This window comes from Psychrobacillus sp. FSL K6-1267 (assembly GCF_038003265.1).
Classification (GTDB): Bacteria; Bacillota; Bacilli; order Bacillales_A; family Planococcaceae; genus Psychrobacillus; species Psychrobacillus faecigallinarum.
This window is the reverse complement of the sequence record NZ_JBBOOR010000001.1, coordinates 2,267,526-2,292,800: the sequence shown is the minus strand read 5'-3', so window position 1 is coordinate 2,292,800 and position 25,275 is coordinate 2,267,526. Positions and strand designations below refer to the sequence as shown.

The following is a 25,275-nucleotide window of genomic DNA, read 5'->3' as shown; positions in this document are numbered from 1 at the left end:
GTTCCCCATTCCTTCTTAAAAGGACGAGCCAAATTGTGTAGAAGATAATAATGTGAGAACAGTTAATAGAAAAAAAATTAAAAAGAATAGGAACCATTAATATTAGAATTACACCTACGACAGTAACGGATAAATTTTAATAAGGCTCTTTTTCACTTCTTTTTCCAAAAAGACACCACCTATATTATTGATGATTACTATTAAAGTACAAAAAATCTATTGTAACAATTCTATCATTTTTTTAAAAATTCATATTATTGATGTGTGTTGTTTCATAATCGAGAAGAAGCAAGGTCACAACGTATTGGTCTTATTGATACGTTCTTTTTATTTCTCCAAGTGGTTTTAGTTTGTTGAACGGTCATAAATTTTTCTATCAGGTCATAAAACCGTCGTGAACGGTTATAAAAAATTCTATCCGGTCATAAAACCTCTCTGAACGGTCATAAAAAAATCTATTCGGTCATAAATCACTTTTCCACGCAATTTCCATATTGAAATCTGCCAAATCTGAAACTTAATGGTCCCATTTCTCGTAGAATTAATAACTTATTCACCCATTTAGGGAGTGAAGCATTTATTTTATACAGATAGCCTTTAATATAATTACAGATGAGAGGATGGATGTACTATGAATTTAGAAGAATATAAAAAGCGAGCAGCAAAAAAAGAAGATTGGTCACCGGGTTGGGATGCAATAGATGAAGTCTTTGATCAGCTTTATCCAAATCAGGAGCCAGCTCATTTTGGAACTAATCTACATTCTAGGGCTATGTTTGGCGGAGATGAATATATTGACGGGTATAGTATTTATCAATCTCCTAATGGATATAAGCATATTGTGACTTATGGAATGACCGAGTTATACGTGGACGAACAAGCAGTTGGTGGTGAATGGAGTGGTTGGGGATATGAAATGACTATTAAGCTGTCGGAGGAAGAGACAGAAGACTGTTTATGGGCAATATCTATGCTTTCTAATCTCGCTAGGTATACCAATACACAGAAAAGACCGTTTGAACCTTTACAGTATGTAGCAGGTAATGGAGGTTCTCTGCATATTGGAGTAGAATCTGCAATTACAGCTCTGCTTATTGTGGAAGACACAGAGATTCTAGGTATAGATAGCATTCATGGAAGAGTAGATTTTATACAGTTGGTAGGAATCACGCAAAGAGAATTAGATATGTTAATAAAGGATCCAACAAATGCAGAAATTTTAGTCGAAAAAATGAAGAAAGAAAATCCTAATTTAGTTACAGATATGAATAGGAACAAGTCATATATATAATAGCTATGTATCTTACTAACAATGTAAAAACATCCACATAAAATCTAAATTTTAACATTTTTGAAACTTTTAGCTAAAAATTACGTATAACCCTTTAGAACATTAAAAGAGACTTTTCTAGGGGGAAAATATGCGTAAATGTTTCAATTTATTAGGAAAGTTTCTTTTAGGAGTTTTGGGCATTGTTTTAATTAGTAGTGTCCCTGTTGTTTTGTTTCAAATAGGTAGCATATTCGATTTTTCTTTATATTTTCATACAGTGCTTGAGGTGAGCAAAAGTTTAGTTTTACCATCTCAATGGTCTCTTAGTTATTTTGTTATTGAAACAGGTGAATCTATTCCTATAAGCTTAGGTAATTATTTTAAAGGGCCATATTTGTATTCTATGACTATTTTGATTGCCTCGTTGGTTTTTTCTTTGTTTGTTTCCTTTATTTTGGCTATTCTCACAACTATTTCAAAAGGGCCAATTCAAAAAGTCTTATTAAAATTAGCAAACTTACTGCTGTACCCGATTTCGCTTACATATTTCTTATCCAAATAGCAGTAGTCCAGATATATAAAATGTCTGGTTATCGCATTCTTTCCTTTTATAGCTTAGGAGGAGAAGTTATTTATGCTGCGCCAGTTATTTGTCTTTCAGTAATTCCGACCATTCTTTTTTATAAATTATTTGTCCTTTTATTTAATCAAGAGATGGGAGAGCCATATGTAGAGCTTGCTAGATCGAAGGGTCTATCCAAGCTAGAGGTTCTGCTTAGGCATTGTACCTCTAACGTCTTACAAAGTGTCTTTTTTCAATCAAAGTCAATTGTCTGGCTTACTCTGTCTTCCTTATTTATCATAGAGTATCTTTTTGGGATTCCGGGAATTCTGCATTATTTAAGAAATGATTTCACTCCAAAGGGCATTGCGTACATACTTCTATCTATATTTATACCATTTTTTCTTTTTTATACGATTGGAGAAAATACGGTTAAGAAGGGTCAGCGAGAAAAAAGTGTTCTTTTCGAAGGGTTGCGAGTTTCATTCATGGATTCCCTCCAGTGGAAGAATCTTTTTCGTTATAAAACTAAAAAAAGGGTGAGCATATTCGCTCTCCTCACTCAGTATATGAATATAACAATTCCATTAATGATTGTTTTTTGCCTGCTAAGTGTAAGTGTAGCATATTATTTTTTCTATGATGACCATGTGGAACAGATAAATTTTTTATATGACGAGACAGGATCTCTAATCGGGAGGTCGCCACTGCCTCCATCTAGTAGTGTTCTTTTAGGCACGGATCCACATGGATATTCCATTTTCCAACAACTACTTGTTGGAACAAAATATACTATTGTGTTAACTCTTCTAGTCGCTACTGTTAGAGTGTTTGGAGGATATGTTTTTGGTTTTGTTTATGCTTTCTATTTAAAAGCTAAATGGAGAAAAGCCATTAATAGTATAGCTGACGGGATGCACTTTTTACCTTTAACATTATTAATGTATATTTTGCTTCTACCGATTTTAATCGCCTATTCTGGTGAATGGCAAACTACACTGTGGGAAAGATTGTTTATCCAAGTTTTTATCTTGTCTGTGCTAGTACTTCCGATTACTACTAGTCTTATTGGCAACGAAATGAATGAGGCGATTAAAAAAGAATATGTACAAAACTCTGCTGTAATGGGAGGGTCTTTAATATGGATTGTACTAAAGCATATTAATCCACAAATAGGTAGGAAACTTTGGTTATATTGGGCCCAGCACATAGTGCAAGTACTTCAAACACTCGTACATTTAGGTGTTTTATCCATTTTTGTTGGTGGAGCAATTAACTTTCTTGATAGCCCTAGACTATCACGAGAAATTTACGAATTGTCAGGAATGATTTCCATATCGAAGGAAGTATTTCTAACAAAACAATTGTGGCTCATAATACCTCCGTTAGCTATATTTATGTTACTTATTTTTTGTTTTCAGAAGATAGCAGATGGCATCTCAGATAAACAATTACAGTCTGGAGGACAAAAGAAAAGGCGGGAAATAAAATGGTCCTATATTACAAGGAATTTGGCCAAGAGAACGACGAAATAATCCTATTTCTACATGGTGGAGGAGTAGCGGGGTGGATGTGGGATAAGCAGGTTCAGTACTTTAAAGAAAACTATCATTGTATTGTACCAGATCTCCCTGGTCATGGCCAAAATAATGAGAGCGAATTTGTCTCTATAGAGGATTGCGCTTTTCAACTCATACATTTACTTCAGGAACAGCATGAAGATAAGAAGAAAATTGTTGTTGGTTTTTCGTTAGGAGCACAAATAGCTATTCAAATGCTATGTATTAACAAAAATTTAATAAACTGTGCAATGATTAATAGTGCACTCGTAAGAAAGATACCGCTTGGAAAGCAAATGGTTAAACCTTCGTTAAAGTTAACTTATCCGTTCATAAAGAGTAGATCCTTTTCTAAGCTCCAAGCAAAGACATTGTATATAGGAGAAGATAGATTTGAACAATACTTCAAAGAGAGCAACCAAATGTCTTTAAAAACCCTTACAAGAGTTCTTGAGGAGAATATGTCCTTTCATATTCCATTCGAATATTCTAATGTAAAAACTAGACTATTAATAACTGTTGGAGATAAAGAAAAAAAAGTGATGAAAAATTCGGCGGGAGACCTATTAAACAAACATGATTGTGCAAATGCGATTACTATTAGTGGTATAGGCCATGGAATTCCATTAGCAGCTCCAGAATTTTTCAATGATATATTAGAAAATTGGTTGAAGGGAGGGAATGTACTTACAAACACGGAGGAAATAAAGAGAAGTGGTAGTACTCCAGAGATAAACTGAAGTAATATTCGTCTATCGATTAGATAGTCTCTCGTTTAATTACTAGAGATGGAGCGGGAGGTAATATCTCCATTCTGCGCATATAATAGGACGATTTTAAGTATGATGTCTCTCTCATAAACTATATATCATTCTATATAGAAGAAACTCAATATTTTTTCAAGTCGAAATATAATATTCATACTTTTATTATGTATATAAAGTTATATAAATAAAGTAAACACTCCTACTAAAATCCAGGAGTGTTTATGCAGAAATTAGAAGCCGATAGAATGATCGTCCTCTTCCCAGTCATTTTTAAGAGTACGTTTGTTTTGTTGAATTAGTTCGTTAATACGTTTTTCGTATCCAAGCTCCCCATCGTAATGCCAATTCAATGCAATGGACATGTACAATTCGTTTAATTGGGAAACAGATAAGCCCTTTGAACGTTTAGCTATATCTGTCAATACTTCCTCAGTAAAAATCTTCTTTTTATCTACCTTACGTAAGTAATTTTCTCTTACCTTTTGCGGTGGTGAAGGAATTTCATAGGCACGATCAAATCTTCCAGCTCGGTTAATAAGTGCAGGATCAATCTTTTGAGGGTAGTTAGTGGTTCCAATGATAAATAGCCCTTCGCGAGATTGTGTTCCGTCTAGCGTGTTTAAAAAGACGGAGCGTGTATACTCAGGCATCGAGTCAATATCCTCTATTACTAGAATAGCTGGCGCTAATCTTGTAACTATCCCAAAAACCTCTTGGATTGAATGGCTTCCTGTGAATTCAGTGATTTGCCAATACACCACCGGAGCCTTTGTAGATCCTGTTATAGATTTAACTAATGTTGTTTTTCCATTGCCGGGGGAACCATAAAGTAAGATACCCCTTTTGTATGGAAGACCGTATTCCTTGAAAAAATGACCGTCCTCATTAAAAAATTCATCGATAGAACGAAAAATATCTTGTTTAATATGGTTCTCGAGTAAAACTTCCTCTCTTTGAACGGCAGCTTGCTCCCCATATTTTCTTCGTTGTACCCCGTGTTCCGTGTCTACCAAATAGGTGACAGATTGCTTGAGAAGTTCACGTAGCTTTTCGTTTATTTCTTCTAAAAAGTAAAGGGCACCTTCAGGGGAAGTGGAAAAGAAAAAATATTCAGGCCAAGCATTCCCTCCCGAAAAATTAAAGGCCATCGTTACAGCCACTTGATATTCAGGAAATAAAATAACCGTATTTTCAAAGGTACTGACAATCTCTAGCTTGCTCTCCATCGAAAGTGAAGATTTATTGGCAATTTTACTTAATGGCTTTGCTTCATAAATATTTCCTAAAATTTTGTATTGAATCAGTTCATTTTCCATCATTTCGATTAGACTGTTATCTAATTGAATTATATGATCTCCTATATCCACTAATTGCCAATTCCCCTCATAATTTTCATTTAAGAGCTTAATGACTCTCCGTGTTAAAATAGCAAAATCCTCATAGTTTGGGTGTAACTCTCTAAATTGTTCTTCGTTAGAAAATAATACCTTCATTAGCCAATCCCCCTATGTAAAAGCTCTAAACAAAAAAGGTTCCTCTTGGTAAGAAGAACCTTATGTTATATTATTTGGATTTTATCTTTCCAGTCCAGCTTTTAAAACCACCTTGTAATTGGTTAAGCTGCGTGTAGCCTTTTTTCTTTAAGAACATGGCTGCGCGTCCACTTCTTGCGCCATTTCCGCAATAAAGATATACTGGCTTATCTGGTCGAATTTCTTTGTGTCGTTGACGCAATTGAGATGATGGTATATTTCTTGCACCAAGAATATGACCTCCATCAAATTCCTTTGGTTCACGCACATCGATTAACTGAGCTTTTCGATAACCCTCGATGAATTGTTCCTGTGTAAGGTTTGTAACTGTTTTCTTTAGTCGGTATGCTGAAATTCCAGCATAAACTAATAATACGACCAATATTGCTATGATAATATAAAGAGTCTCTAACACGGTCTTTCCCCTTTCTATACTTCCAATATCTATTATAAAAGATTTGCTAGATACAATTCAATCATTTTGGTAAAATGAATAGCGTTGTTAGGGGGGAGAAGTTTGGAAAAAACAAAATGGTACTTTATTGATTCAGGTCCGTGCGCCCCATCTTATAATATGGCGCTTGACGAAGCACTTCTAGACTGGCATAGTGAAGGTTTGATTCCACCTGTGATTCGATTTTACGAATGGAATCCTGCAACTCTATCAATTGGTTATTTTCAATCGGTAGAAAAAGAGATAGATATGGAAGCAGTTCGCAGGCTTGGTTTAGGATTTGTTCGAAGACCAACAGGTGGGCGAGGAGTTCTTCATGAGCATGAACTTACATATAGCGTCATTGTTTCGGAAGACTATCCAGATATGCCAGCAACAGTCACGGAGGCATATCGAGTAATCAGTGAGGGACTGTTGAAAGGATTTCAGAGTCTTGGATTAGAAGCTTACTTTTCTATTCCTAACACTCCTGATAAGCTACAAGCTCTAAAGAATCCTAAAACTGCCGTTTGCTTTGACACACCTAGTTGGTATGAGCTAGTGGTGGAAGGTAAAAAGGTTGCAGGTAGTGCTCAAACTAGACAAAAAGGTGTTATATTACAGCATGGAGCGATACTTTTAGATTTAGACGATGAGAAACTAGTTCAAACTTTTAAATTTTCTACGGATGAAGCACGTGAAAAGGTGAAAAAAAGTATAAATCAAAAAGCTGTCGCTATAAACAAATTATTACAAAAACCGATACCTATAGACATATGCAAGGTTGCTTTTAGGGATGGATTTTCAGAAGCTTTAAATGTTGAATTGGTGCCATTTAGCTTAAATGAGAAACAAATTGAATATGTGAAAACGTTGGAAAAACGGCGTTATGCAAATGACGAATGGAATTTAAAAAAATAAAAGTCTTAAAGGCATATGGTCAAAATGAGGAATAGGAATTAATGCTTAAAATTTAATTTGCCAAATTAAATCACTTTACACCTCTATATGTAGTACCGTATGATATATAAAGCTACTACATCTTGTGTCAATGCGAGTTGTAGAAAGGAGGAAAAACAATTGGTAACTACTACTAATGAAACTAATATGAAATTAAATGTAAAAGAATTAAATCGAGATATCGAATTATTTCCTCAAGTCCATCCAATAACAGAAGATATGAATCTAACACACAAAGGTGTATCTCGATTGGTAATGATTGACAGATATTCATTCAAGGATACTGAGAAGAAAACGCTAAAAGTAGGAGATTTTGTCGTTTTAACAGTAAAGGAAGACCCTAAGTTTCCTGCTAGAGGTCTTGGTTATATTGTCTCTATTAACGATGAAGATAAAACGGCGGAAGTATTAATCGAAGAAGACTATCGCAGTGCAATAGATGATAGCTCTAAGATAAAATCAGGCATCGTTCGCCGTCCTTTGAGTGTAATTGAAAAACCGTTAGAGGTTTATTATGAACAAATTGCTAAGCGTAATGCAACTGGACTTGCTTCTGTAGAAGAAACGGAAGAAAAGAGAGTTGAATGGTTTGAAAAGTTCTATCAACAATTAGTTTCCCTTAAATTTATACCTGCTGGACGAGTATTATATGGAGCGGGTACAGGAACAGATGTAACTTACTTCAATTGCTATGTTATGCCTTTTGTTGCTGACTCACGTGAAGGAATCAGTGATCACCGTAAACAAGTAATGGAAATCATGAGTCGCGGTGGAGGAGTAGGTACAAATGGTTCTACTCTTCGTCCACGTAATACATTGGCTCGTGGTGTAAACGGTAAATCATCAGGGTCTGTATCTTGGTTAGATGATATTGCTAAACTTACTCACCTAGTAGAACAAGGTGGTTCAAGACGCGGAGCACAAATGATTATGCTTGCGGATTGGCATCCAGATATTGCGGAATTTATCATTTCTAAAATGCAAAATCCACGTATTCTTCGCTTTTTGATCGAGAACACTAAGGATGAAACCATTAAACAACTTGCAAAGGACAAGCTTAAATTTAAGCCTCTTACTGCACAAGAAGAAGCTATGTACCAGGGAATTGTTAACTATAAAAACATTCCAGGCTTAGGAGGCTTCAGCGATGAGATTATCCGCGATGCAGAAACAAAACTGCGTGACGGAGGTACTTTCTCAGTTCATAACCCTGAGTTTCTAACTGGAGCAAACATTTCTGTAACTCTTACAGATGATTTCATGAAGGCTGTGGAAGAGGACGGGAACTTCGACCTTCGATTCCCAGCAACAGAATCCTATACAGAAGAAGAAATGACCTTCTATAATGAAAACTGGCATAAAATTGGTGACGTTCGCGAGTGGGAGCGTATGGGCTACAAGGTTCGTACATACCGTACAGTGAAAGCAAAAGAATTATGGAACCTTATCAATATCTGTGCAACTTATTCTGCAGAGCCAGGTGTGTTCTTTATCGATAATGCTAACGAAAAAACAAATGCAACTGCATATGGACAAAAAGTTGTCGCTACAAACCCATGTGGAGAGCAACCACTTGCACCATACTCAGTTTGTAACCTAGCTGCAGTAAACCTAGCGCAATTTGCTAACAAAGATACTAAAACAGTAAATTTTGAAGCATTAAAAGAAACTGTTCGTGTTGGTGTTCGTATGCAAGATAATGTCATCGATGCAACTCCATATTTCTTAGAAGAGAACAAAATTCAAGCTCTAGGAGAAAGACGTGTGGGTCTTGGAGTTATGGGATTAGCAGACCTTTTAATCTATTGCCAAAAAGAGTATGGTTCAGAGGAAGGAAATCTCCTTGTGGACGAAATCTTTAAGACAATTGCTGTAGCTGCTTATGAAACATCTGCGGAGCTTGCAAGCGAAAGAGGAAGCTTCCCATTCTTGACTGGAGAGACGGAAGAAGAGACGAACAGACTTCGTAAGGCATTTACGGAAACTGGATTTATGCAAACTATGCCCCAAGAGATTCGTCAAGCAGTGCTTGAAAAAGGAATTCGTAATTCTCATTTATTAACGGTTGCTCCTACTGGCTCTACTGGAACAATGGTTGGAGTATCTACAGGATTAGAGCCTTATTATTCATTCACGTATTACAGAAGTGGCCGTTTAGGTAAGTTTATCGAAGTAAAAGCGGATATCGTACAGGAATATTTGGATGCAAATCCAACTGTAAAAGAAGATGAATTGCCAAACTGGTTTGTTACTGCCATGGAATTACCACCAGAAGCACATGCAGATGTTCAATGTATCATCCAACGTTGGATTGATAGCTCTATATCGAAAACAGTAAATGCACCTCGGGGCTATACTGTAGAACAAGTAGAGGCAGTTTATGAGCGATTGTATAGCGGTGGAGCAAAAGGTGGAACAGTTTACGTAGATGGAAGTCGTGATTCACAGGTATTAACGCTAAAAGCAGAAGAAAACACAGTAGATGATGATGCAGTAAAAGAAGAAAAAGTAATGGAAAAACGTCCGATTGTCTTGATCGATACGATTCAGGATTTACGTTCTACAAACGTAACAATAGGATCTGAAGTTGGAAACACTTGTCCAGTCTGTCGTAAAGGTACGGTAGAGGAAATGGGTGGTTGTAACACTTGTACAAATTGCAATGCACAGCTAAAATGTGGACTGTAAATATTCTAGAAGAGAGCATATGCAGATTCTGCATATGCTCTTTTTTTACATGTAAAACTACTGCTTTAAAGACTTATTTTTTTATGAATCTTCTATAGGAAATGTTTTTCTTATTTTGTTTAGTAAAACTAGGAAAGGCACAAACTGATTAAAAAGGAGGATGTTGTGCATGAAAAGTTTATCTTTTTTTACGAGCTTAGCAGCTGCTGTTGTAGTTACTGCATTGCTTAAATTTTTACATTTATTTCACTTTGTTAAATGGAATCCAGTAGGTTATTCAAAATCCTTCGAGATGTTCGATGATACAAATGTTTATCTTCGCTGGTTAGTTTTGTTTCTAGTTATTTGGGCAATAAGTTTAGTGATTTATTATATAAGTATTTTGACAGCGAAAGTTCCAGTTGCTATTTCAAGTATCATTTTTGGGATTATACTAGCATTTATCGTAGAGTGGCTGATCAGTGATGCTACAATGATTAAAACGATAAAAAAAACATCCATTCCCTTTATTTGCATCGTCGTTATAGGTGTGCGATTTCTAATGGAGTCAGCCATATTTCATTCCAAGGATCAGCCGATTGGAAAATGAAAATTTACCCACTCCCTTTCCTATGATAAAATAGACAATAGAGTTTATTTTGATAATGAGAAGAGGGCTAATGATGAAATTAGAAAAGCTGCGTTTAGCATTAGAAGAAAGAGGCGTGGATGCATTATTAATCACAAACGGGTACAATCTACGATATCTTACCGACTTTACTGGTACGGCAGGTGTCGCAATTGTATCTAAAGATGATGCAGTGTTTATCACAGATTTCCGTTATACCGAACAGGCTGCTAGTCAAGTGAAGGATTTTCGTATTGTTCAGCATACTAAAACTCTATTAGAGGAAGTCTCTAACCAAGTAACAGAAATGGGTATTAAATCACTAGGCTTTGAAAAAGATGATGTGACTTACAGCGTTTATGAATTATATAAGCAAGCTGTTTCATCAGATCTTGTACCTTTGTCGGGAGTGGTTGAAAAAATTCGCTTGATAAAGACGGACGAAGAGATTAGTATAATAAAGGCAGCTTGTCGTATAGCTGATGAGGCATATGAGCATATTGTGACTTACATAAAACCTGGCATGACGGAACTACAAGTCTCGAATGAACTGGAATTCTTTATGCGTAAACGTGGCGCTACTTCCTCTTCTTTTGATACAATTGTAGCTTCAGGGACACGTTCTGCATTGCCACATGGAGTAGCAACAGACAAAGTAATCGAAGTTGGAGATTTTGTTACATTAGATTTCGGAGCTCTTTATAATGGTTATATCTCTGATACAACCCGTACTCTTGCAGTAGGAGAGCCGAGTGAAAAACTAAAAGAAATTTATCAAGTAGTTTTAGATGCTCAATTATTAGCTCTTGAAAAGGTTAAACCAGGAATGACTGGAAAAGAAGCAGATGCGATCGCACGAGACTATATCGCTTCAAAAGGATACGGGGAAGCATTTGGCCATTCACTTGGTCATGGTATCGGATTAGAAGTTCATGAAGGACCTGGATTATCATTCAGATCGGACATTGTTTTAGAACCAGGCATGGTTATTACAATAGAACCTGGGATTTATCTACCGAACATAGGTGGAGTTCGTATAGAAGACGATGCACTCGTGACTGAGAATGGCCTAGAAAAGCTAACACACTCTACAAAAGAATTATTAATATTATCGTAATTTGGAGGAAATTAAATGATTTCAGTAAATGATTTTAAAACAGGTTTAACAATCGTAGTAGACGGCGTTCTTTACCGTGTTCTAGACTTTCAACACGTAAAGCCGGGAAAAGGTGCTGCATTTGTTCGTTCAAAACTGAGAAACTTACGTAACGGCTCTGTGAATGAAAAAACTTTCCGTGCTGGAGAAAAAGTGGAGAAAGCTCAAATCGATAACAAAAAAATGCAATACCTTTATGCAAGCGGAGATCAACATATCTTCATGGACACGGATTCATACGAGCAATTAGAGCTTAATGAAAACCAAATCGAATATGAATTAAAATTCCTTCGTGAAAACATGGAATTACAAGTAATACAATACCAAGGAGAAACACTTGGTGTAGAATTACCAAAATCAGTGGAACTAGAAGTTATAGAAACTGAGCCAGGAATCAAAGGAGATACTTCTGGTGGTGGTTCAAAAACTGCTAAATTAGAAACAGGTTTAGTTGTTACAGTGCCACTATTTATTAATGTGGGTGATAAACTTATCATTAATACTGATGAAGGCTCATACGTTTCAAGAGCATAATATAATCAAAAAAGGTATCAAGAGGGAAACCTCCTGGTACCTTTTTATATTGAACTAGAAACATACTCTATTTTCAAACGCAATGCCTCTTGAAGTTAATTGGAAAGTTTAGAGCGTTTGCTGGATTAGCTCAATATATTATTCCCTTTACCGGATGCAAGTATTCTTTACGGTAAGCGAACTGGTTGGATTATACAGCTAGCTAAAAACTTCCGAGTAGAGCACTTTTGTTTCCTTTTATACTAGTTTACAATCTATAGTTGCCTATTCCTACAATGACATTGGCTCGCTTTTTAATTCATAGTTTTATCCATAATCATTATAAAATAATCGCTAATTTTTTTGAATTTAATTAATTCCAAAATAGCATTTTTCTATAAAACGACCATTTGTCAGTCTGTTTATTGGAACGACAGGCGGCGAATCTGTGGTAAGCCACGATGATGGCTTATCGTTCATGCTGCGGAACACATACTCTTAAAGTGAAAAATCAATTATACTTTATTCATCGCAAAGTATATGTATATAATTGTGTACTTTTTTATTGTTCGTATTTTTATACATAAATAGAAACTATGAATTTATTCAATTTGTTACATATAGCGGACTAGGTATTTCCTTACTATTCGTTCATATTCTCCACCTGTCCCACATATAGTACGTAATAGGGAAGGGGGAGGCATTGTGGAACTTCACGATGTACTTCGAGTTGCGGGTATAGGCTTATTGATAGCAATTCTTCACTTGTTTTTTGAATCGACAGGGAAAAAAGAGTTTGCATTTTTTTTGTTTTTTGTAGGATACATTTACATGACAATAGAATTGCTTCGTTTACTAAGGCTGTTCTTTTATGAAATCTCCTCATTTTTAGAATGGCTTGTTATGACGAGTTAGCAAATGATTGTCTATATTACTATTATAATAGCATTTTGCTTGTTGCAGTTAGTTAAAGAAATCTACCCCAAACTTCACTCCCTTATTTATACCATTTATATTTTTCTCTTTTTAACGTATTTAACTACTTCAATCATTATTCCTTTTATTAATCAGTATATCTCCAGTGTTCCAGAAGCGATTCTACCAATCGTAAAACTATTATTGTTCTCAGTTATCCTCCTATTTATTTCGCAAATTGTTGAAGAACTCTTAGAGGACTATGAGTACACTAGTTTGGCGTCACTGATTACATTCACGACTAAGGCAATCTTACTTATCGTATGGCTCCAACATATGAAACAATTTTATGAAAAGTTTTTTTCAGTTATGGGACTACTCTCTTGAAGGAATGAGCAGTAATGGATGAAATTATTGCAACAATTTTGCAACCAGCAAAAGAAGTAATACAAACGTTCGTTTATATTCTCCTGTTCGGTTTTGCGTTTATGTGTTTGGAATGGCTTATTCCCAGCAGTAAAAGGTTATTTAAATTATTGTTTATTTTTATTATTTGTTTTTACTGTTTGGAGCCTGCCTTTCGAACAGTAAAAATGGTTCAAGTAGTAACAGGTGAGCTGGTACACGTGTTTTTGGGAGTCTATCCAGTATTAACGGCAGGGATAGCTTTATCTGGAGGGGCATTTCTAGTCACTCTATGGAACCCGGTCGTTTTGCTGTTCTCAACCTTTACATCTATTATGGTAGATAAAATTATGATTCCTGCATTATTAGCAGCCTTTCTCTTTGATTTAATCACAAGGATTCAACCTGCCATTTCTTTTTCTAAAATGTCAGATTTAATCCGTATGACTTTGGTGGGAGCCACCTCCATCATGCTTCTGTTATACAGTCTATTTATAACGGTCAATGGTGTGATTACTTGGTCAGTGAGCGGGGCTGTAAATGAAACAGTAAAAAGATTGATCTCTAACAATATACCTTTTGTTGGTTCTTTGCTTACCGAAAGTATCAGTACAATGAAAAGCTACTCATCTACAGCTTCTGCTATCACAGGAAATTCTATTTTGGTATCTATATTAGTTTTAATATCTATTCCAACGATACAAACAATTCTAATTGCGTTTCTATATCGCTTTCTCAGTGCAATTCTTGAACCTTTTGTTGATGGGCAGATTAGCGGTCTATTAGATGATATTGGAAAAACATTATTTGTACTTTCGATTATCTCCGTATTAATAGCCTTTGCGTTTTTCTTTACAATAATTTTAATCATGCTTTTTGCCAAACTATTGATAGGTGTGAAGGGTTAATGGTAGATTTCTCAGCATTACTATATGGAATTCTCCTGATTGTCATAATTGGAGAAATTCTATCTATCTTAATCGAGCAATTGGACAAGGAGAGAACAGGCTTTTTCATAAAACTTTCCATAATCGTATGGATTATCTCCTTTTTCTTCATATAAATAGATTGTGTTGCATAAAGTATGTTATCCAATATGAAAAGAAGGGTGAACTACTATCTCATTAAAACAAAAACCCACTTTTCGTTTTGTAGTTATAAGTTTAGCAGTATTAGTCATTAGTCTCTTATTTTCAGAGATTTTTGGGCTGACGGATGACGTAAAAAACAATTCCACCCCTCCAGAAGCTCAAACGAAGGATGAGCTCTCAGAAATACTTGAAAAAATTCATGGGGTTGGCAAGGTGTCTATTTACTTTCATTACGCAGAACGATCTGAAAATAAAAAGGAAAGTGATTCATCATTTTTCCAATGGACAAGTGAGAGCAAGATGGAAAAAGAAGAACTGATTGGAATACTGGTAGTTGCGGAAGGAGCGAGCGATAATCGTATAAAAAACAATCTTATAAAAACCCTTTCATCTGTTTTGCAAATATCTCCACATCGAATAGTGATAGAAGAAATGGAATTGGAGGATAAATAATATGAATATTAAAAAGAGATCCGTTTGGTTTTTAACTTTATTAAGCTTAGTTGCAGTGGTAACCGTGTATTACGCAACAGAAAAACCATCCCCTTTTGATGGAATTGCTTTATTTTCAAATGACTCGGTAGAGGATGTTAAGTTAGTAGAAACAGCTTCCACAAATGAAGAATCATTTGTTTCTCACAGTAATGCTTATGAAGAGTTACGTATGGAAGTTCAAGAAAAACGTAGTCAACTCCATGAGCAACTTGAATCTAAGGTTGCTTCAACTGAATTTACAGCTGAGCAAAAAAATGAGGCATATTCTCAAATTGAGCAGTTAGTGAAAATAGATTCAACAGAAGCGATGTTGGAGCTTATCATAAAGTCCCTAGGCTATGATGATGCCTTAGTTCGTATAGAGGACAACAAAGTGTTGATTGATGTAGTTTCAAATGAGCAATCCTCAAAAAAGGCTTCTGATATTGTTTATGCAGTGAAGAGAGAATATCCTCAAGCTTATCAAGTAGAAGTAAAATTTGATGGTCTGTAAGAGAGGTGCCTATAACGGGCACTTTTTTTCTGTTTATACTATATATAACAATTTATGGTTTAATTTTTTTAAATAAATTCACTAATATAGCGTATTAAAGTTACTGTATAAAAGGTAGTTTTTGGTTTGTTTAAGTCTGTTATTCCCTAAAAGTAATGAACATTTAAACGTTTCTATTCCCAATTAAACTAAAAACGACTAAAATGAAAAGGGAAGTATTAAATAGTAATTAAGGGAGATGGGCTAAATGAAGATCCAAGAAATCAGAGAAATTATTAAGCTAATTGATCAGTCTACACTAGATGAGTTTTCATATGAATCAGAAGGAACTAAAATTAAGATTAAAAGAGGGGATAAAAACTCTCACAAATCGACTATTCAATCATTAGAAAGCTCATCAGTTGGAGAGGCTTCGAAAGTAGAAACAATACAGGCTCCGGTTGTTAACGAGGCTCCAAAAGTAGTAGAAACAGAAAATCAAGTAGCAAAACTAGCTCCAGTTGAAGAAGATAATAGTTCTTTACATAAAATTACTTCTCCAATGGTCGGCACATTTTATCAATCTTCTTCTCCAGATACGCCTGCATATGTACAAGTTGGTAGTAAAGTGACTGCTGACTCAATCGTATGTATCGTAGAAGCGATGAAACTATTCAATGAAATTGAAGCAGAAGTAGACGGAGAAATTGTGGAAATCCTAGTTAAAGACGGACAATTGGTAGAATATGGCCAACCTCTGTTCCTAGTAAAAGCATAAATAGGAAAACAAAAGAGGAAAGGGGTAAGCATCATGAAAAAAGTGTTGATTGCCAATCGTGGCGAAATAGCTGTTCGTATAATTAGAGCATGTAAAGAACTTGATATTGAAACTGTTGCTGTATATTCTGAAGCGGATCGAGAGGCTTTACATGTACAACTAGCAGATGAGGCTTATTGTATAGGGCCTAGATTATCGAAAGACTCCTATTTGAACTTTTCAAATATTATCAGTGTGGCCAAGTTAACTGGCTGCGAAGGCATACATCCGGGTTATGGATTCTTAGCCGAAAATGCTGAATTTGCAGAGCTTTGTGAGGAGTGCGACATTAAGTTTATTGGTCCTACATCACAAGCGATTAAAAGCATGGGTATAAAGGATGTTGCTAAGGAAACTATGCAAAAAGCAGGAGTACCGACTGTTCCTGGATCTAAGGGAATCGTTGAAACCGAAGAGGACGCACTAAAAGTAGCAAATGAAATAGGTTTTCCAGTCATCATCAAAGCGACCGCTGGTGGTGGTGGTAAAGGAATACGAGTAGCAAAAGATGAAGCAGACTTGATCAAAGGGATTAAAATAACACAAAAAGAAGCGGCAGCAGCATTTGGTAACCCTGGCGTTTACTTAGAAAAATATATAGAGGTATTTCGTCATGTAGAGATTCAAGTGCTAGCAGATTCTTATGGAAATGCAGTGTATTTAGGAGAGAGAGATTGCTCCGTGCAAAGACGTATGCAAAAGCTTGTAGAGGAAGCTCCATCTCCAGCACTATCTGAGGAACTGCGCGCTGAAATGGGTAATGCAGCAGTTAAAGCTGCCCTAGCTGTTGGTTATGAAAGCGCTGGGACGGTTGAGTTTATCTTTGACCATATCAACCAAAAGTTTTACTTTATGGAGATGAATACCCGAATTCAAGTGGAGCATCCTGTTACGGAAATGATAACTGGCATAGATCTAATAAAACAAATGTTAAAAGTTGCAGCAGGAGAAAAATTGCCTTTCGCACAAAAAGATATTAAACTTAATGGATGGGCTATAGAATGTCGTATCAATGCAGAAAACCCAGATAAAAACTTCATGCCATCTCCAGGACTTGTTGAATTTTATTTACCGCCAGGTGGACTGGGGGTAAGAGTGGATTCAGCAGTATACCCAGGCTATACGATTCCACCGTTTTATGATTCTATGGTGGCTAAACTTATCACGTATGGTGAAACGAGAGAAGAGGCAATTGCTAAGATGAAGCGCGCACTTGGAGAATTTGCAATCGAAGGTGTGGAAACAACAATTGCCTTTCATGAAAAGCTCATGAATCACGAGGTATTTGTATCTGGAGATTTTGATACAAAGTTTTTAGAGAAATACGATGTGATGAATTCATAAAAAGGAGTGAGCCATATGACAGAAACAACCGAACAAAAATTTGTTCAAATGACTCCTGAAGGCAAAGAGTACTTAGGAACAATTGAAATTGCTCCTGAAGTAATCACAGTAATTGCTGGAATTGCTACAAATGAAGTAGAGGGTATCGCGGGAACGCGAGGAAACTTTGCTGCAGGAGTAGTAGAAAGATTAGGAAAAAAGGTGCATGGTAAAGGCATTAAAACAGAAATAACAAATGATGGTTTGTATATTGACGTATATTGTCTAGTAAAATACGGTGCTTCCGTACCAACTGTTGCAAGAGAAGTCCAATCCCAAATACGCCAAGCAATTGAGAATATGACTAGTTTAGTTCCAAAAGAAGTAAATGTTCATATTACTGGTGTGCAATTTGAAGCTACAGAATAATAGAAAAGGGCTCCCTAGGGGCTCTTTTTCTTATTTTCTTCTTTCTAATAAGCACTTTCTAAAAAAATATGCTATTATGGGTTAGATAGCTACATTTAAAGGAGAACAAATAATGAAACGTAGAAAAGCAAGGGAGCTAGCACTGCAGGCAATATTCCAGCTAGACAATCATGAAATTACAATAGAAGAAGCTATAGGGCATGTTACTGAAGAAAATGACCCTTTTTTAACAGATTTAGTAAAGGGTACAATTGAACATAAAGAAGAAATCGATGCCTCTTTATCAGACAAGCTAGAAAACTGGTCTTTATCCAGATTGCCAAAAATCGAAAGAACAGTTCTTCGTATAGCTGTTTATGAATTATTATATGCAAACGAAGCTCCAGCAAAAGTAGTTATAAATGAGGCATTAGAAATATGCAAAGTTTATGGAGACGAAAAATCAAGTAGATTTGTTAATGGAGTATTATCCAAATATACAGAGCAATAATCTTCAACATTAAGGAGCGTTTATAGTGGCAGATAATCTAATTAATGGAAAAGAAATAGCTGGAAAAGTTACAGAAAAAGTAAAAGAACGTGTAGATAATCTAAAAGCAAAAGGTATTACACCAGGATTAGCTGTTGTATTAGTTGGTAGTGATCCAGCTTCTCAAACCTATGTGAACAGTAAAACTAGAACATGTGAAAGACTTGGTATGTACTCGGTTATGATTGAGCTGGAAGAAACTATATCTGAAGAAGAACTTTTAAATAGTGTTGAAAAGCTAAATCAGGACGAAAAGATACATGGCATTCTAGTTCAGTTGCCCCTCCCTAAACAAATCAATGAGGATCGTGTAATTGCAGCTATATCTCCATTGAAAGATGTAGATGGATTTCATCCAGTAAGCGTAGGAAAGATGATGATTGGTCAGCCGACCTTCCTATCTTGTACACCTTTTGGGGTGATGAAGCTATTAGAATATAGCGACATTGAAATAGAAGGAAAACACGCTGTGGTTATTGGGCGAAGTAATATCGTTGGAAAACCAATGGGTCAGCTCCTTTTACAAAAGAATGCTACGGTAACTTACTGCCACTCAAAAACGAAGAACTTACATAATATTACAAAGCAAGCTGATATTTTAATAGTGGCTACAGGTCAGCCGAAAATGATTGACTCTAGCTACTTAAAAGAAGGCGTAGTTGTAATTGATGTTGGAATACATCGAAATGAAGACAACAAGTTATGCGGTGACGTAGATTTTGCTTCTGCAAAAGAAGTAGCATCTAAAATTACTCCAGTTCCTGGAGGAGTAGGACCAATGACTATTGCTATGTTAATGGAAAATACATGCTTGGCTGCTGAGAATACACTAGATAAATAAGCTAAAAGCTGTTCTACAGTAGAACAGCTTTTAGCTTGTCATCAAGTAGTAGGAGTTGATATTATGTCTCATACATATTTAACTGTAAAAGCTTTAACTAAATACATAAAAAGAAAATTTGATGCAGATACCCATTTGCGTGATGTGTACGTTAAAGGAGAACTTTCCAATGTGAAGGTACATTCTAGTGGTCACATCTATTTCACTCTAAAAGATGAGTCAGCTCGTTTAACATCTGTCATGTTTGCTATGAATGCTCGAGGTCTTAAATTTGTACCTGAGAGTGGTATGAATGTGTTGGTGCGTGGGGATATAAATGTATTTGAGGCAGCAGGTCAATATCAGCTATATGCATCTTCTATACAGCCGGACGGGATAGGTGAACTTTTTCTTGCTTTTGAGCAGTTAAAGAAAAAGCTTGAACAAGAAGGTCTTTTCCATCCTAGCAGAAAAAAACAGCTGCCAGCTTTCCCTAAAAAGATTGGTGTTGTTACTTCAAAGACAGGAGCAGCGATACGAGATATTTTGACTACTTTGGAAAGACGTTATCCAATTAGTGAGGTACTCGTTTTCCCAAGTATCGTTCAAGGCCCACAGGCAGCGCCTTCAATAGTGAAGTCTATTAGGGAGGCAAACGCCTTAGGTGATATTGATGTGATGATAGTGGGAAGAGGAGGAGGCTCCATTGAGGATCTTTGGGCATTTAATGAGGAAATAGTTGCTCGTGCTATTGCAGAGAGCAAAATTCCCATTATTAGTGCTGTTGGCCATGAAACAGATACGACTATTGCTGACTTTGTATCTGATTTGAGGGCACCTACTCCTACGGCAGCTGCAGAAATGGCAGTACCTAGTAAAGAGAACTTAATGAAGAATATTTTGTCTTACCAATCGGCTAGTCTTCATTTTGTTACGAAAAGACTTGCAGATGAAAAAAATAGATACCGTAGGGCTATTACTTCGCCTGTAATGGCAACTCCAGAAAAACTGTATCGTCCTTTTATAGAAAGGTATATTCGGGCAGAACAACAACTTCATAAAGAAGTTAAACGGATATCACAAGAAAAAAACAGGAACTTTTTTCAGTTAGAAAATAGATTTAAACAACTTTCCCCACAAAAGCTTATAACGATACAGTCAAAAACATTACAAACAAGTACCAATCAACTCACACAAGCAATGATTGCATCCTTTGAAAAAAATCGACAACAGTTTACTGGTTCGTTAAGAACTTTGCAGGCGTTAAATCCTTTGAAAATTATGGATCGCGGATATAGTATTACTTACAAAGAAGGCATATTAGTTAAGTCTGTAGAAGATGTCCAACAGGGTGATTCTATTTTTGTAACATTATCAGATGGTCAAATAGAGGCTACAGTTCAACAAGCAGTTAGTAAAGAGGGGGTAAAATAGCATGGCAAAAAAAGAAATTCCATTCGATGAGGCAATGCTACAATTAGAACAAATTGTACGACAGCTAGAACAAGGGGATGTTCCTCTTGAAAATGCGATTGAACTTTATCAAAACGGAATGGAACTATCTAAATTGTGCAGTGATAAATTACAAAGCGCTGAGAAACAATTAGTATCTTTCATGGGCGAAAATAAAGAAGAAGCAGGGAAAACTGATGAGTAACTTAAATACATTTATCCAAGCCAACCAACCGCTTATTGAACAACAGCTGGAATCGATGATTAATGAAATTCAAGCACCTTCTCAACTAAAAGAAGCAATGCTATATTCCCTTAAAGCTGGTGGAAAGAGAATACGTCCCTTATATACGCTAGCGGTTTTACAGGAACTAAACGTTAAAAACGAAGATGCCATAAAAGTTGCTAGCACAATAGAGATGATTCATACTTATTCTTTAATACATGATGATTTACCTAGCATGGATAATGACGATCTTCGTAGAGGAAAGCCAACTAACCATAAAGTTTTTGGAGAGGCTTTGGCGATTCTTGCTGGAGATGCTTTAGTAACATTGGCTTTTGGAATTATTGCGAGACTAAAAAATCTGGATGCTGAACAAAAAGTCTTCTTAATCGACCGTCTTAGCTTTGCTTCAGGAGCTGAAGGGATGGTTGGTGGCCAAGTATTAGATATTCTTGGTGAGGGTAAAACTTTATCCTTAAAGGAATTAGAAGAGGTCCATATTAACAAAACCGGTGCACTCTTGTTATTCAGTATTATAGCAGGAGGAATTATTGCAAAAGCTAACGAGGAAGTCATGGATGCTTTGCGTCAATATGCTTTCCACATTGGTCTGGCATTTCAAATTCAAGATGATATTCTTGATATTGAGGGTACATCCGAACAATTAGGAAAAACTGCAGGAAAAGATATATTAAGTGAAAAGAATACGTATCCTTCTATACTGACAATGGCTGGTGCCAAAGAACAACTAAAAAGACAGTATGATTTAGCAACTGAGGCACTTACCCAAGTAAATCTTAACGATGGACTTTTAATAGAACTTGCTAATTACATAACAAAAAGGTCAAAATAAATAGCGTATAATTTTGTTTTATGAGTAAATATTGATATGATTATACCTAGCTGTATTTAAGGAAATCTAAAAGAAGGTGTGTGATGGCAATGGATTTAACTTCAATTTCTGGTCCATCCTTTTTAAAAAGTTTAGACAATGAACAATTAAAGGACTTAAGTGAAGATATTCGTTCGTTTTTAATAGAAAAATTATCAGTAACAGGTGGACATATTGGACCGAATCTAGGTGTAGTAGAGCTAACGGTTGCACTGCACAAGGCGTTTAATAGTCCAGATGACAAATTTCTTTGGGATGTTGGACACCAAGCTTATGTTCACAAGATTCTCACGGGTCGTGCAGATCAATTCGATACTCTTCGCCAATTCAAGGGTCTTTGTGGATTTCCAAAAATGATTGAAAGTGAGCACGATGTTTGGGAGGCAGGGCATAGTTCAACCTCGCTATCTGCAGCAATGGGAATGGCTAAGGCTAGGGATATACAGAAAAAGAAAAACTATGTTATTCCTATTATTGGAGATGGTGCTCTAACTGGTGGTATGGCATTAGAGGCATTGAACCATATTGGACACGAAAAAACCGATATGATTGTCATTTTGAATGACAACGAAATGTCTATTGCGCCTAATGTGGGAGCTTTGCATAATGTCCTTGGAAAATTACGTACTCATGGCACATATAACAAAGCTAAGGATGAAATTGAGTCACTTCTGAAAAAAATTCCAGCAGTTGGCGGCAAATTAGCTGGCACAGCTGAACGTCTTAAAGACACTATGAAATACCTACTTGTATCAGGCGCATTTTTTGAAGAATTAGGTTTTACCTATTTAGGACCAATTGATGGCCACAGTTTTGAAGACTTAGAAGAAAATCTGAAGAATGCCAAAAAGATGAAAGGTCCTGTTCTTATCCATGTTATCACTAAAAAGGGTAAAGGTTTTAAACCTGCTGAACAAGACAAAATTGGAACATGGCATGGTACAGGTCCCTATAAAATGGAGACTGGAGATTTCGTTAAGTCTTCTTCAAAAGCCCCTTCCTGGAGTGCGCTAGTGGCTGAGACAGCAAGGAAACTAGCTCGTGATGATCGCCGTATTGTTGCTATCACACCTGCAATGCCAGTAGGTTCCAAATTGGAAGGGTTTGCATCAGAGTTTCCAGATAGAATGTTCGATGTAGGTATTGCAGAACAACATGCCACTACAATGGCAGCAGGAATGGCAGCAGAAGGTATGAAACCTTTATTAGTTATTTATTCTACATTCCTTCAACGTGCATATGATCAGGTGCTTCATGATATTTGTCGTCAAAACTTAAATGTGGTAATTGGAATAGATCGTGCTGGATTAGTTGGGGCAGACGGAGAAACACATCAAGGAGTATTTGATATTTCCTTCCTTAGACATATGCCTAATATGGTTATCATGATGCCAAAAGATGAAAATGAAGGACAACATATGGTCAAAACAGCATTTGACTACTCTGATGGTCCAATTGCTCTTCGTTATCCGCGTGGTAATGGTCTTGGTGTTATGATGGACGAAGAATTACATCCAATTCCAATCGGCACTTGGGAAGTCTTAAAAGAAGGCAGTCAAGCAGTGATTCTTACTTTTGGTACAACTATTTCAATGGCACTACAAGCAGCGGACGAATTAAGTAAACAAAATATCTCTGTAGAAGTTGTAAATGCTCGATTTATTAAACCTTTAGACGAAGAAATGCTAAAAGATATTCAAAAACGCAATATCCCTATTATTACTGTGGAAGAAAGTGCATTACAAGGCGGATTTGGCAGTGCTGTCCTAGAGTTTTATAATGAACAAAACCTACAAGCAAATGTTAAGCGCATCGGTATTCCGGATCTCTTCATTGAACATGGTGAAGTAAATCAGTTGCTGCAAGAGATTAATATTACAACTGAAAGCATTATGGAACTTGTAAAAACTTCCGTAAATGAAAGCCCAAGGTATATCTCCTTATGAGCAAGATTCCAAAGGAGAGAGTAGACATACTCTTAGTAGAACAAGGTTTGTTTGAAACAAGAGAAAAAGCTAAACGTGCTATTATGGCTGGTCTCATTTACAAGAACGAAGAGAGAATAGACAAACCGGGAGAGAAGATTGAAACCACTTCTATTCTAACTGTTAAGGGTCAGGTGCTGAAATATGTCAGCCGTGGCGGTTTGAAACTCGAAAAAGCAATAGAGCAGTTTGACATAGAGATTGAGAATAAGATCATGCTCGATATTGGCTCTTCAACTGGGGGATTTACAGATTGTGGACTCCAAAATGGCGTTTCACATGCGTATGCACTGGATGTCGGTAGTAATCAATTGGCATGGAAAATAAGGCAGGATTCACGTGTAACTGTAATGGAAAAGACAAACTTCCGTTACTCCACACCTGCTGATTTTCAAGAAGGATTACCATCCTTTGCCTCTATAGATGTTTCTTTTATCTCGCTTAAGCTTATCTTTCCAACATTAAAAACGATCTTGCTTCCTGGTGGAGACGTTATTGCATTAGTTAAGCCGCAGTTTGAGGCTGGAAAAGATCGAGTAGGTAAAAAAGGTGTAGTTAGAGAAAAAGTTGTTCATATAGAAGTCTTGAAGGAGATAGCAGATTTTGCTGAAAGCCAAAACTTCCAATTAAAAAATGCTTCCTTTTCGCCTATAACCGGGGGAGAGGGAAATATAGAATTTCTATTTCATCTGGTTAGTGTAAACGAGGGAGAAGTTACCTCACATGACATAGACTTTGAAAAACTAGTTAATGAGGCACATAATTCGTTAAAATAACCCGCGACTCATCATGAGTCGCGTTTTTTCTTGTTACTTTTGCAATGAAATGCTAAGGTATAATTAAAATAGAATATTTATACAGCAAGGAGATAATTATGAACAAAGGACAACGGCATATTCGTATAAGAGATATTATCGCGAATTATGAAATCGAGACTCAAGACGACTTAGTAGATCATCTTAAGAACGCAGGTGTTAACGTAACTCAAGCGACTGTCTCTAGAGATATTAAGGAATTACATTTAGTGAAAGTTCCATTGCCAAATGGAAACTACAAGTATAGCCTCCCGGCAGACCAAAGATTCAATCCTATGCAAAAACTGCATAGAGCGTTAACAGATGCCTTTGTTAGCATTGATGGAGCTAGCCATTTCTTAGTGATGAAGACACTGCCAGGAAATGCTCACGCAATAGGTTCTTTAATTGATTATTTGGATTGGGAAGAAATATTGGGCACAATTTGTGGCGATGATACGTGTCTGATCCTTTGCAGAGCCGAAAGTGATTGTGAGGCAGTTAAAAGCCAATTGCTTGAAATGTTATAGGAATATCACTTAAATGTATAAGTGAAATCTACTTCACTTATACATTCAAG

General features: G+C 36.2%; 28 protein-coding genes. 26 read left to right on the top strand and 2 right to left on the bottom strand.

Features of this window, described 5'->3' with window-relative positions; genetic code table 11:
• Positions 1 to 631: 631 nt before the first annotated feature.
• The 4 genes from MHB55_RS11560 (at position 632) to MHB55_RS11545 (ending at position 4,134) form a co-directional block, all read left to right on the top strand.
• Positions 632 to 1,291 carry a suppressor of fused domain protein gene (locus MHB55_RS11560; protein WP_340863266.1) on the top strand — a complete coding sequence of 220 codons (660 nt, stop codon included), beginning with the start codon at positions 632 to 634 and terminating at the stop codon, positions 1,289 to 1,291.
• Positions 1,292 to 1,421: 130 nt separating this feature from the next.
• A complete protein-coding gene (locus tag MHB55_RS11555) occupies positions 1,422 to 1,835 on the top strand; it encodes a hypothetical protein (protein WP_340863265.1) in 414 nt (137 codons plus the stop codon).
• 20 nt (positions 1,836 to 1,855) lie between these two features.
• Entirely contained in the window at positions 1,856 to 3,370 is a 1,515-nt protein-coding gene (locus MHB55_RS11550) for an ABC transporter permease subunit (protein WP_340863264.1), read from the top strand.
• A complete protein-coding gene (locus MHB55_RS11545; protein ID WP_340863263.1) occupies positions 3,325 to 4,134 on the top strand; it encodes an alpha/beta fold hydrolase in 810 nt (269 codons plus the stop codon). Before MHB55_RS11550 ends, MHB55_RS11545 begins: the two co-directional genes overlap by 46 nt.
• 257 nt (positions 4,135 to 4,391) lie before the next feature.
• Here the strand turns inward: MHB55_RS11545 and MHB55_RS11540 are convergent, their stop codons facing one another.
• Both MHB55_RS11540 and MHB55_RS11535 read right to left on the bottom strand, forming a co-directional pair.
• A complete protein-coding gene (locus MHB55_RS11540; RefSeq protein ID WP_340863262.1) occupies positions 4,392 to 5,654 on the bottom strand; it encodes an ATP-binding protein in 1,263 nt (420 codons plus the stop codon).
• Between the two features lie 70 nt (positions 5,655 to 5,724).
• Positions 5,725 to 6,108, bottom strand: a complete 384-nt coding sequence (locus tag MHB55_RS11535; protein ID WP_144535993.1) for a rhodanese-like domain-containing protein — start codon at positions 6,106 to 6,108, stop codon at positions 5,725 to 5,727.
• A gap of 102 nt (positions 6,109 to 6,210) precedes the next feature.
• On the opposite strand from MHB55_RS11535, the gene MHB55_RS11530 reads away from it, so the two are divergent.
• From MHB55_RS11530 to ahrC, 22 genes are all read left to right on the top strand, one after another.
• Positions 6,211 to 7,047 carry a lipoate--protein ligase family protein gene (locus MHB55_RS11530; protein ID WP_144535995.1) on the top strand — a complete coding sequence of 279 codons (837 nt, stop codon included), beginning with the start codon at positions 6,211 to 6,213 and terminating at the stop codon, positions 7,045 to 7,047.
• Between the two features lie 159 nt (positions 7,048 to 7,206).
• A complete protein-coding gene (locus MHB55_RS11525) occupies positions 7,207 to 9,774 on the top strand; it encodes a vitamin B12-dependent ribonucleotide reductase (protein WP_260866569.1) in 2,568 nt (855 codons plus the stop codon).
• Between the two features lie 169 nt (positions 9,775 to 9,943).
• Positions 9,944 to 10,363, top strand: coding sequence for a hypothetical protein (locus MHB55_RS11520; RefSeq protein ID WP_144535998.1), 420 nt, complete (start codon positions 9,944 to 9,946; stop codon positions 10,361 to 10,363).
• 70 nt (positions 10,364 to 10,433) lie between these two features.
• Positions 10,434 to 11,498: a M24 family metallopeptidase gene (locus tag MHB55_RS11515; protein ID WP_144536000.1), complete on the top strand. Its 1,065-nt coding sequence runs from the start codon at positions 10,434 to 10,436 to the stop codon at positions 11,496 to 11,498.
• A 15-nt stretch (positions 11,499 to 11,513) separates the two neighbouring features.
• On the top strand, positions 11,514 to 12,071 hold the full coding sequence (efp, locus tag MHB55_RS11510; protein WP_144536002.1) for an elongation factor P: 558 nt from the start codon (positions 11,514 to 11,516) through the stop codon (positions 12,069 to 12,071).
• A 684-nt stretch (positions 12,072 to 12,755) separates the two neighbouring features.
• Entirely contained in the window at positions 12,756 to 12,965 is a 210-nt protein-coding gene (locus MHB55_RS11505) for a SpoIIIAC/SpoIIIAD family protein (RefSeq protein WP_144536004.1), read from the top strand.
• Positions 12,966 to 12,968: 3 nt separating this feature from the next.
• Positions 12,969 to 13,352 carry a hypothetical protein gene (locus MHB55_RS11500; RefSeq protein ID WP_151109493.1) on the top strand — a complete coding sequence of 128 codons (384 nt, stop codon included), beginning with the start codon at positions 12,969 to 12,971 and terminating at the stop codon, positions 13,350 to 13,352.
• A gap of 14 nt (positions 13,353 to 13,366) precedes the next feature.
• Positions 13,367 to 14,278 carry a stage III sporulation protein AE gene (locus MHB55_RS11495; RefSeq protein ID WP_151109495.1) on the top strand — a complete coding sequence of 304 codons (912 nt, stop codon included), beginning with the start codon at positions 13,367 to 13,369 and terminating at the stop codon, positions 14,276 to 14,278.
• Positions 14,278 to 14,433 carry a hypothetical protein gene (locus MHB55_RS11490; protein WP_191696878.1) on the top strand — a complete coding sequence of 52 codons (156 nt, stop codon included), beginning with the start codon at positions 14,278 to 14,280 and terminating at the stop codon, positions 14,431 to 14,433. Before MHB55_RS11495 ends, MHB55_RS11490 begins: the two co-directional genes overlap by 1 nt.
• Positions 14,434 to 14,674: 241 nt before the next feature.
• On the top strand, positions 14,675 to 14,914 hold the full coding sequence (locus MHB55_RS11485; RefSeq protein WP_144536008.1) for a hypothetical protein: 240 nt from the start codon (positions 14,675 to 14,677) through the stop codon (positions 14,912 to 14,914).
• Position 14,915: 1 nt separating this feature from the next.
• On the top strand, positions 14,916 to 15,449 hold the full coding sequence (locus MHB55_RS11480) for a SpoIIIAH-like family protein (protein ID WP_144536010.1): 534 nt from the start codon (positions 14,916 to 14,918) through the stop codon (positions 15,447 to 15,449).
• Between the two features lie 247 nt (positions 15,450 to 15,696).
• Complete coding sequence (accB, locus tag MHB55_RS11475) at positions 15,697 to 16,206, top strand: acetyl-CoA carboxylase biotin carboxyl carrier protein (RefSeq protein ID WP_144536012.1); 510 nt, start codon at positions 15,697 to 15,699, stop codon at positions 16,204 to 16,206.
• 33 nt (positions 16,207 to 16,239) lie between these two features.
• Entirely contained in the window at positions 16,240 to 17,589 is a 1,350-nt protein-coding gene (gene accC / locus MHB55_RS11470; protein ID WP_340863261.1) for an acetyl-CoA carboxylase biotin carboxylase subunit, read from the top strand.
• A 15-nt stretch (positions 17,590 to 17,604) separates the two neighbouring features.
• On the top strand, positions 17,605 to 17,997 hold the full coding sequence (locus MHB55_RS11465) for an Asp23/Gls24 family envelope stress response protein (protein WP_144536016.1): 393 nt from the start codon (positions 17,605 to 17,607) through the stop codon (positions 17,995 to 17,997).
• A 112-nt stretch (positions 17,998 to 18,109) separates the two neighbouring features.
• Positions 18,110 to 18,487 (top strand): transcription antitermination factor NusB, encoded by a 378-nt coding sequence (gene nusB, locus MHB55_RS11460; protein ID WP_144536018.1) that lies wholly within the window; start codon positions 18,110 to 18,112, stop codon positions 18,485 to 18,487.
• Positions 18,488 to 18,512: 25 nt separating this feature from the next.
• Positions 18,513 to 19,367: a bifunctional methylenetetrahydrofolate dehydrogenase/methenyltetrahydrofolate cyclohydrolase FolD gene (gene folD, locus MHB55_RS11455; RefSeq protein WP_151109499.1), complete on the top strand. Its 855-nt coding sequence runs from the start codon at positions 18,513 to 18,515 to the stop codon at positions 19,365 to 19,367.
• A gap of 60 nt (positions 19,368 to 19,427) precedes the next feature.
• Positions 19,428 to 20,780 (top strand): exodeoxyribonuclease VII large subunit, encoded by a 1,353-nt coding sequence (gene xseA / locus MHB55_RS11450; protein WP_144536022.1) that lies wholly within the window; start codon positions 19,428 to 19,430, stop codon positions 20,778 to 20,780.
• A 1-nt stretch (position 20,781) separates the two neighbouring features.
• The gene (gene xseB, locus MHB55_RS11445; protein ID WP_144536024.1) at positions 20,782 to 21,003 is read left to right on the top strand and encodes an exodeoxyribonuclease VII small subunit; all 222 of its coding nucleotides are present in this window, start codon (positions 20,782 to 20,784) and stop codon (positions 21,001 to 21,003) included.
• Positions 20,996 to 21,877 (top strand): polyprenyl synthetase family protein, encoded by an 882-nt coding sequence (locus MHB55_RS11440; RefSeq protein WP_154310670.1) that lies wholly within the window; start codon positions 20,996 to 20,998, stop codon positions 21,875 to 21,877. Before xseB ends, MHB55_RS11440 begins: the two co-directional genes overlap by 8 nt.
• Before the next feature lie 89 nt (positions 21,878 to 21,966).
• Positions 21,967 to 23,862 (top strand): 1-deoxy-D-xylulose-5-phosphate synthase, encoded by a 1,896-nt coding sequence (gene dxs, locus MHB55_RS11435; protein WP_154310671.1) that lies wholly within the window; start codon positions 21,967 to 21,969, stop codon positions 23,860 to 23,862.
• The gene (locus MHB55_RS11430) at positions 23,859 to 24,677 is read left to right on the top strand and encodes a TlyA family RNA methyltransferase (RefSeq protein WP_144536040.1); all 819 of its coding nucleotides are present in this window, start codon (positions 23,859 to 23,861) and stop codon (positions 24,675 to 24,677) included. The genes dxs and MHB55_RS11430 overlap by 4 nt, the downstream gene beginning before the upstream one ends.
• A 98-nt stretch (positions 24,678 to 24,775) precedes the next feature.
• Positions 24,776 to 25,225, top strand: a complete 450-nt coding sequence (gene ahrC / locus MHB55_RS11425; protein ID WP_340863260.1) for a transcriptional regulator AhrC/ArgR — start codon at positions 24,776 to 24,778, stop codon at positions 25,223 to 25,225.
• The last annotated feature ends 50 nt before the right edge of the window (positions 25,226 to 25,275 follow it).

Bases quoted from the DNA above. Each gene is read 5' to 3' on its own strand.
- MHB55_RS11520 (WP_144535998.1), top strand. From the start codon at position 9,944: ATGAAAAGTTTATCTTTTTTTACGAGCTTAGCAGCTGCTGTTGTAGTT.
- MHB55_RS11515 (WP_144536000.1), top strand. From the start codon at position 10,434: ATGATGAAATTAGAAAAGCTGCGTTTAGCATTAGAAGAAAGAGGCGTG.
- MHB55_RS11430 (WP_144536040.1), top strand. From the start codon at position 23,859: ATGAGCAAGATTCCAAAGGAGAGAGTAGACATACTCTTAGTAGAACAA.
- accB (WP_144536012.1), top strand. From the start codon at position 15,697: ATGAAGATCCAAGAAATCAGAGAAATTATTAAGCTAATTGATCAGTCT.
- MHB55_RS11540 (WP_340863262.1), bottom strand. From the start codon at position 5,654: ATGAAGGTATTATTTTCTAACGAAGAACAATTTAGAGAGTTACACCCA.
- MHB55_RS11550 (WP_340863264.1), top strand. From the start codon at position 1,856: ATGTCTGGTTATCGCATTCTTTCCTTTTATAGCTTAGGAGGAGAAGTT.
- MHB55_RS11490 (WP_191696878.1), top strand. From the start codon at position 14,278: ATGGTAGATTTCTCAGCATTACTATATGGAATTCTCCTGATTGTCATA.
- MHB55_RS11465 (WP_144536016.1), top strand. From the start codon at position 17,605: ATGACAGAAACAACCGAACAAAAATTTGTTCAAATGACTCCTGAAGGC.
- ahrC (WP_340863260.1), top strand. From the start codon at position 24,776: ATGAACAAAGGACAACGGCATATTCGTATAAGAGATATTATCGCGAAT.
- xseB (WP_144536024.1), top strand. From the start codon at position 20,782: ATGGCAAAAAAAGAAATTCCATTCGATGAGGCAATGCTACAATTAGAA.
- nusB (WP_144536018.1), top strand. From the start codon at position 18,110: ATGAAACGTAGAAAAGCAAGGGAGCTAGCACTGCAGGCAATATTCCAG.
- MHB55_RS11560 (WP_340863266.1), top strand. From the start codon at position 632: ATGAATTTAGAAGAATATAAAAAGCGAGCAGCAAAAAAAGAAGATTGG.
- dxs (WP_154310671.1), top strand. From the start codon at position 21,967: ATGGATTTAACTTCAATTTCTGGTCCATCCTTTTTAAAAAGTTTAGAC.
- MHB55_RS11500 (WP_151109493.1), top strand. From the start codon at position 12,969: ATGATTGTCTATATTACTATTATAATAGCATTTTGCTTGTTGCAGTTA.
- MHB55_RS11545 (WP_340863263.1), top strand. From the start codon at position 3,325: ATGGTCCTATATTACAAGGAATTTGGCCAAGAGAACGACGAAATAATC.
- MHB55_RS11440 (WP_154310670.1), top strand. From the start codon at position 20,996: ATGAGTAACTTAAATACATTTATCCAAGCCAACCAACCGCTTATTGAA.
- MHB55_RS11480 (WP_144536010.1), top strand. From the start codon at position 14,916: ATGAATATTAAAAAGAGATCCGTTTGGTTTTTAACTTTATTAAGCTTA.
- MHB55_RS11555 (WP_340863265.1), top strand. From the start codon at position 1,422: ATGCGTAAATGTTTCAATTTATTAGGAAAGTTTCTTTTAGGAGTTTTG.
- accC (WP_340863261.1), top strand. From the start codon at position 16,240: ATGAAAAAAGTGTTGATTGCCAATCGTGGCGAAATAGCTGTTCGTATA.
- MHB55_RS11495 (WP_151109495.1), top strand. From the start codon at position 13,367: ATGGATGAAATTATTGCAACAATTTTGCAACCAGCAAAAGAAGTAATA.
- efp (WP_144536002.1), top strand. From the start codon at position 11,514: ATGATTTCAGTAAATGATTTTAAAACAGGTTTAACAATCGTAGTAGAC.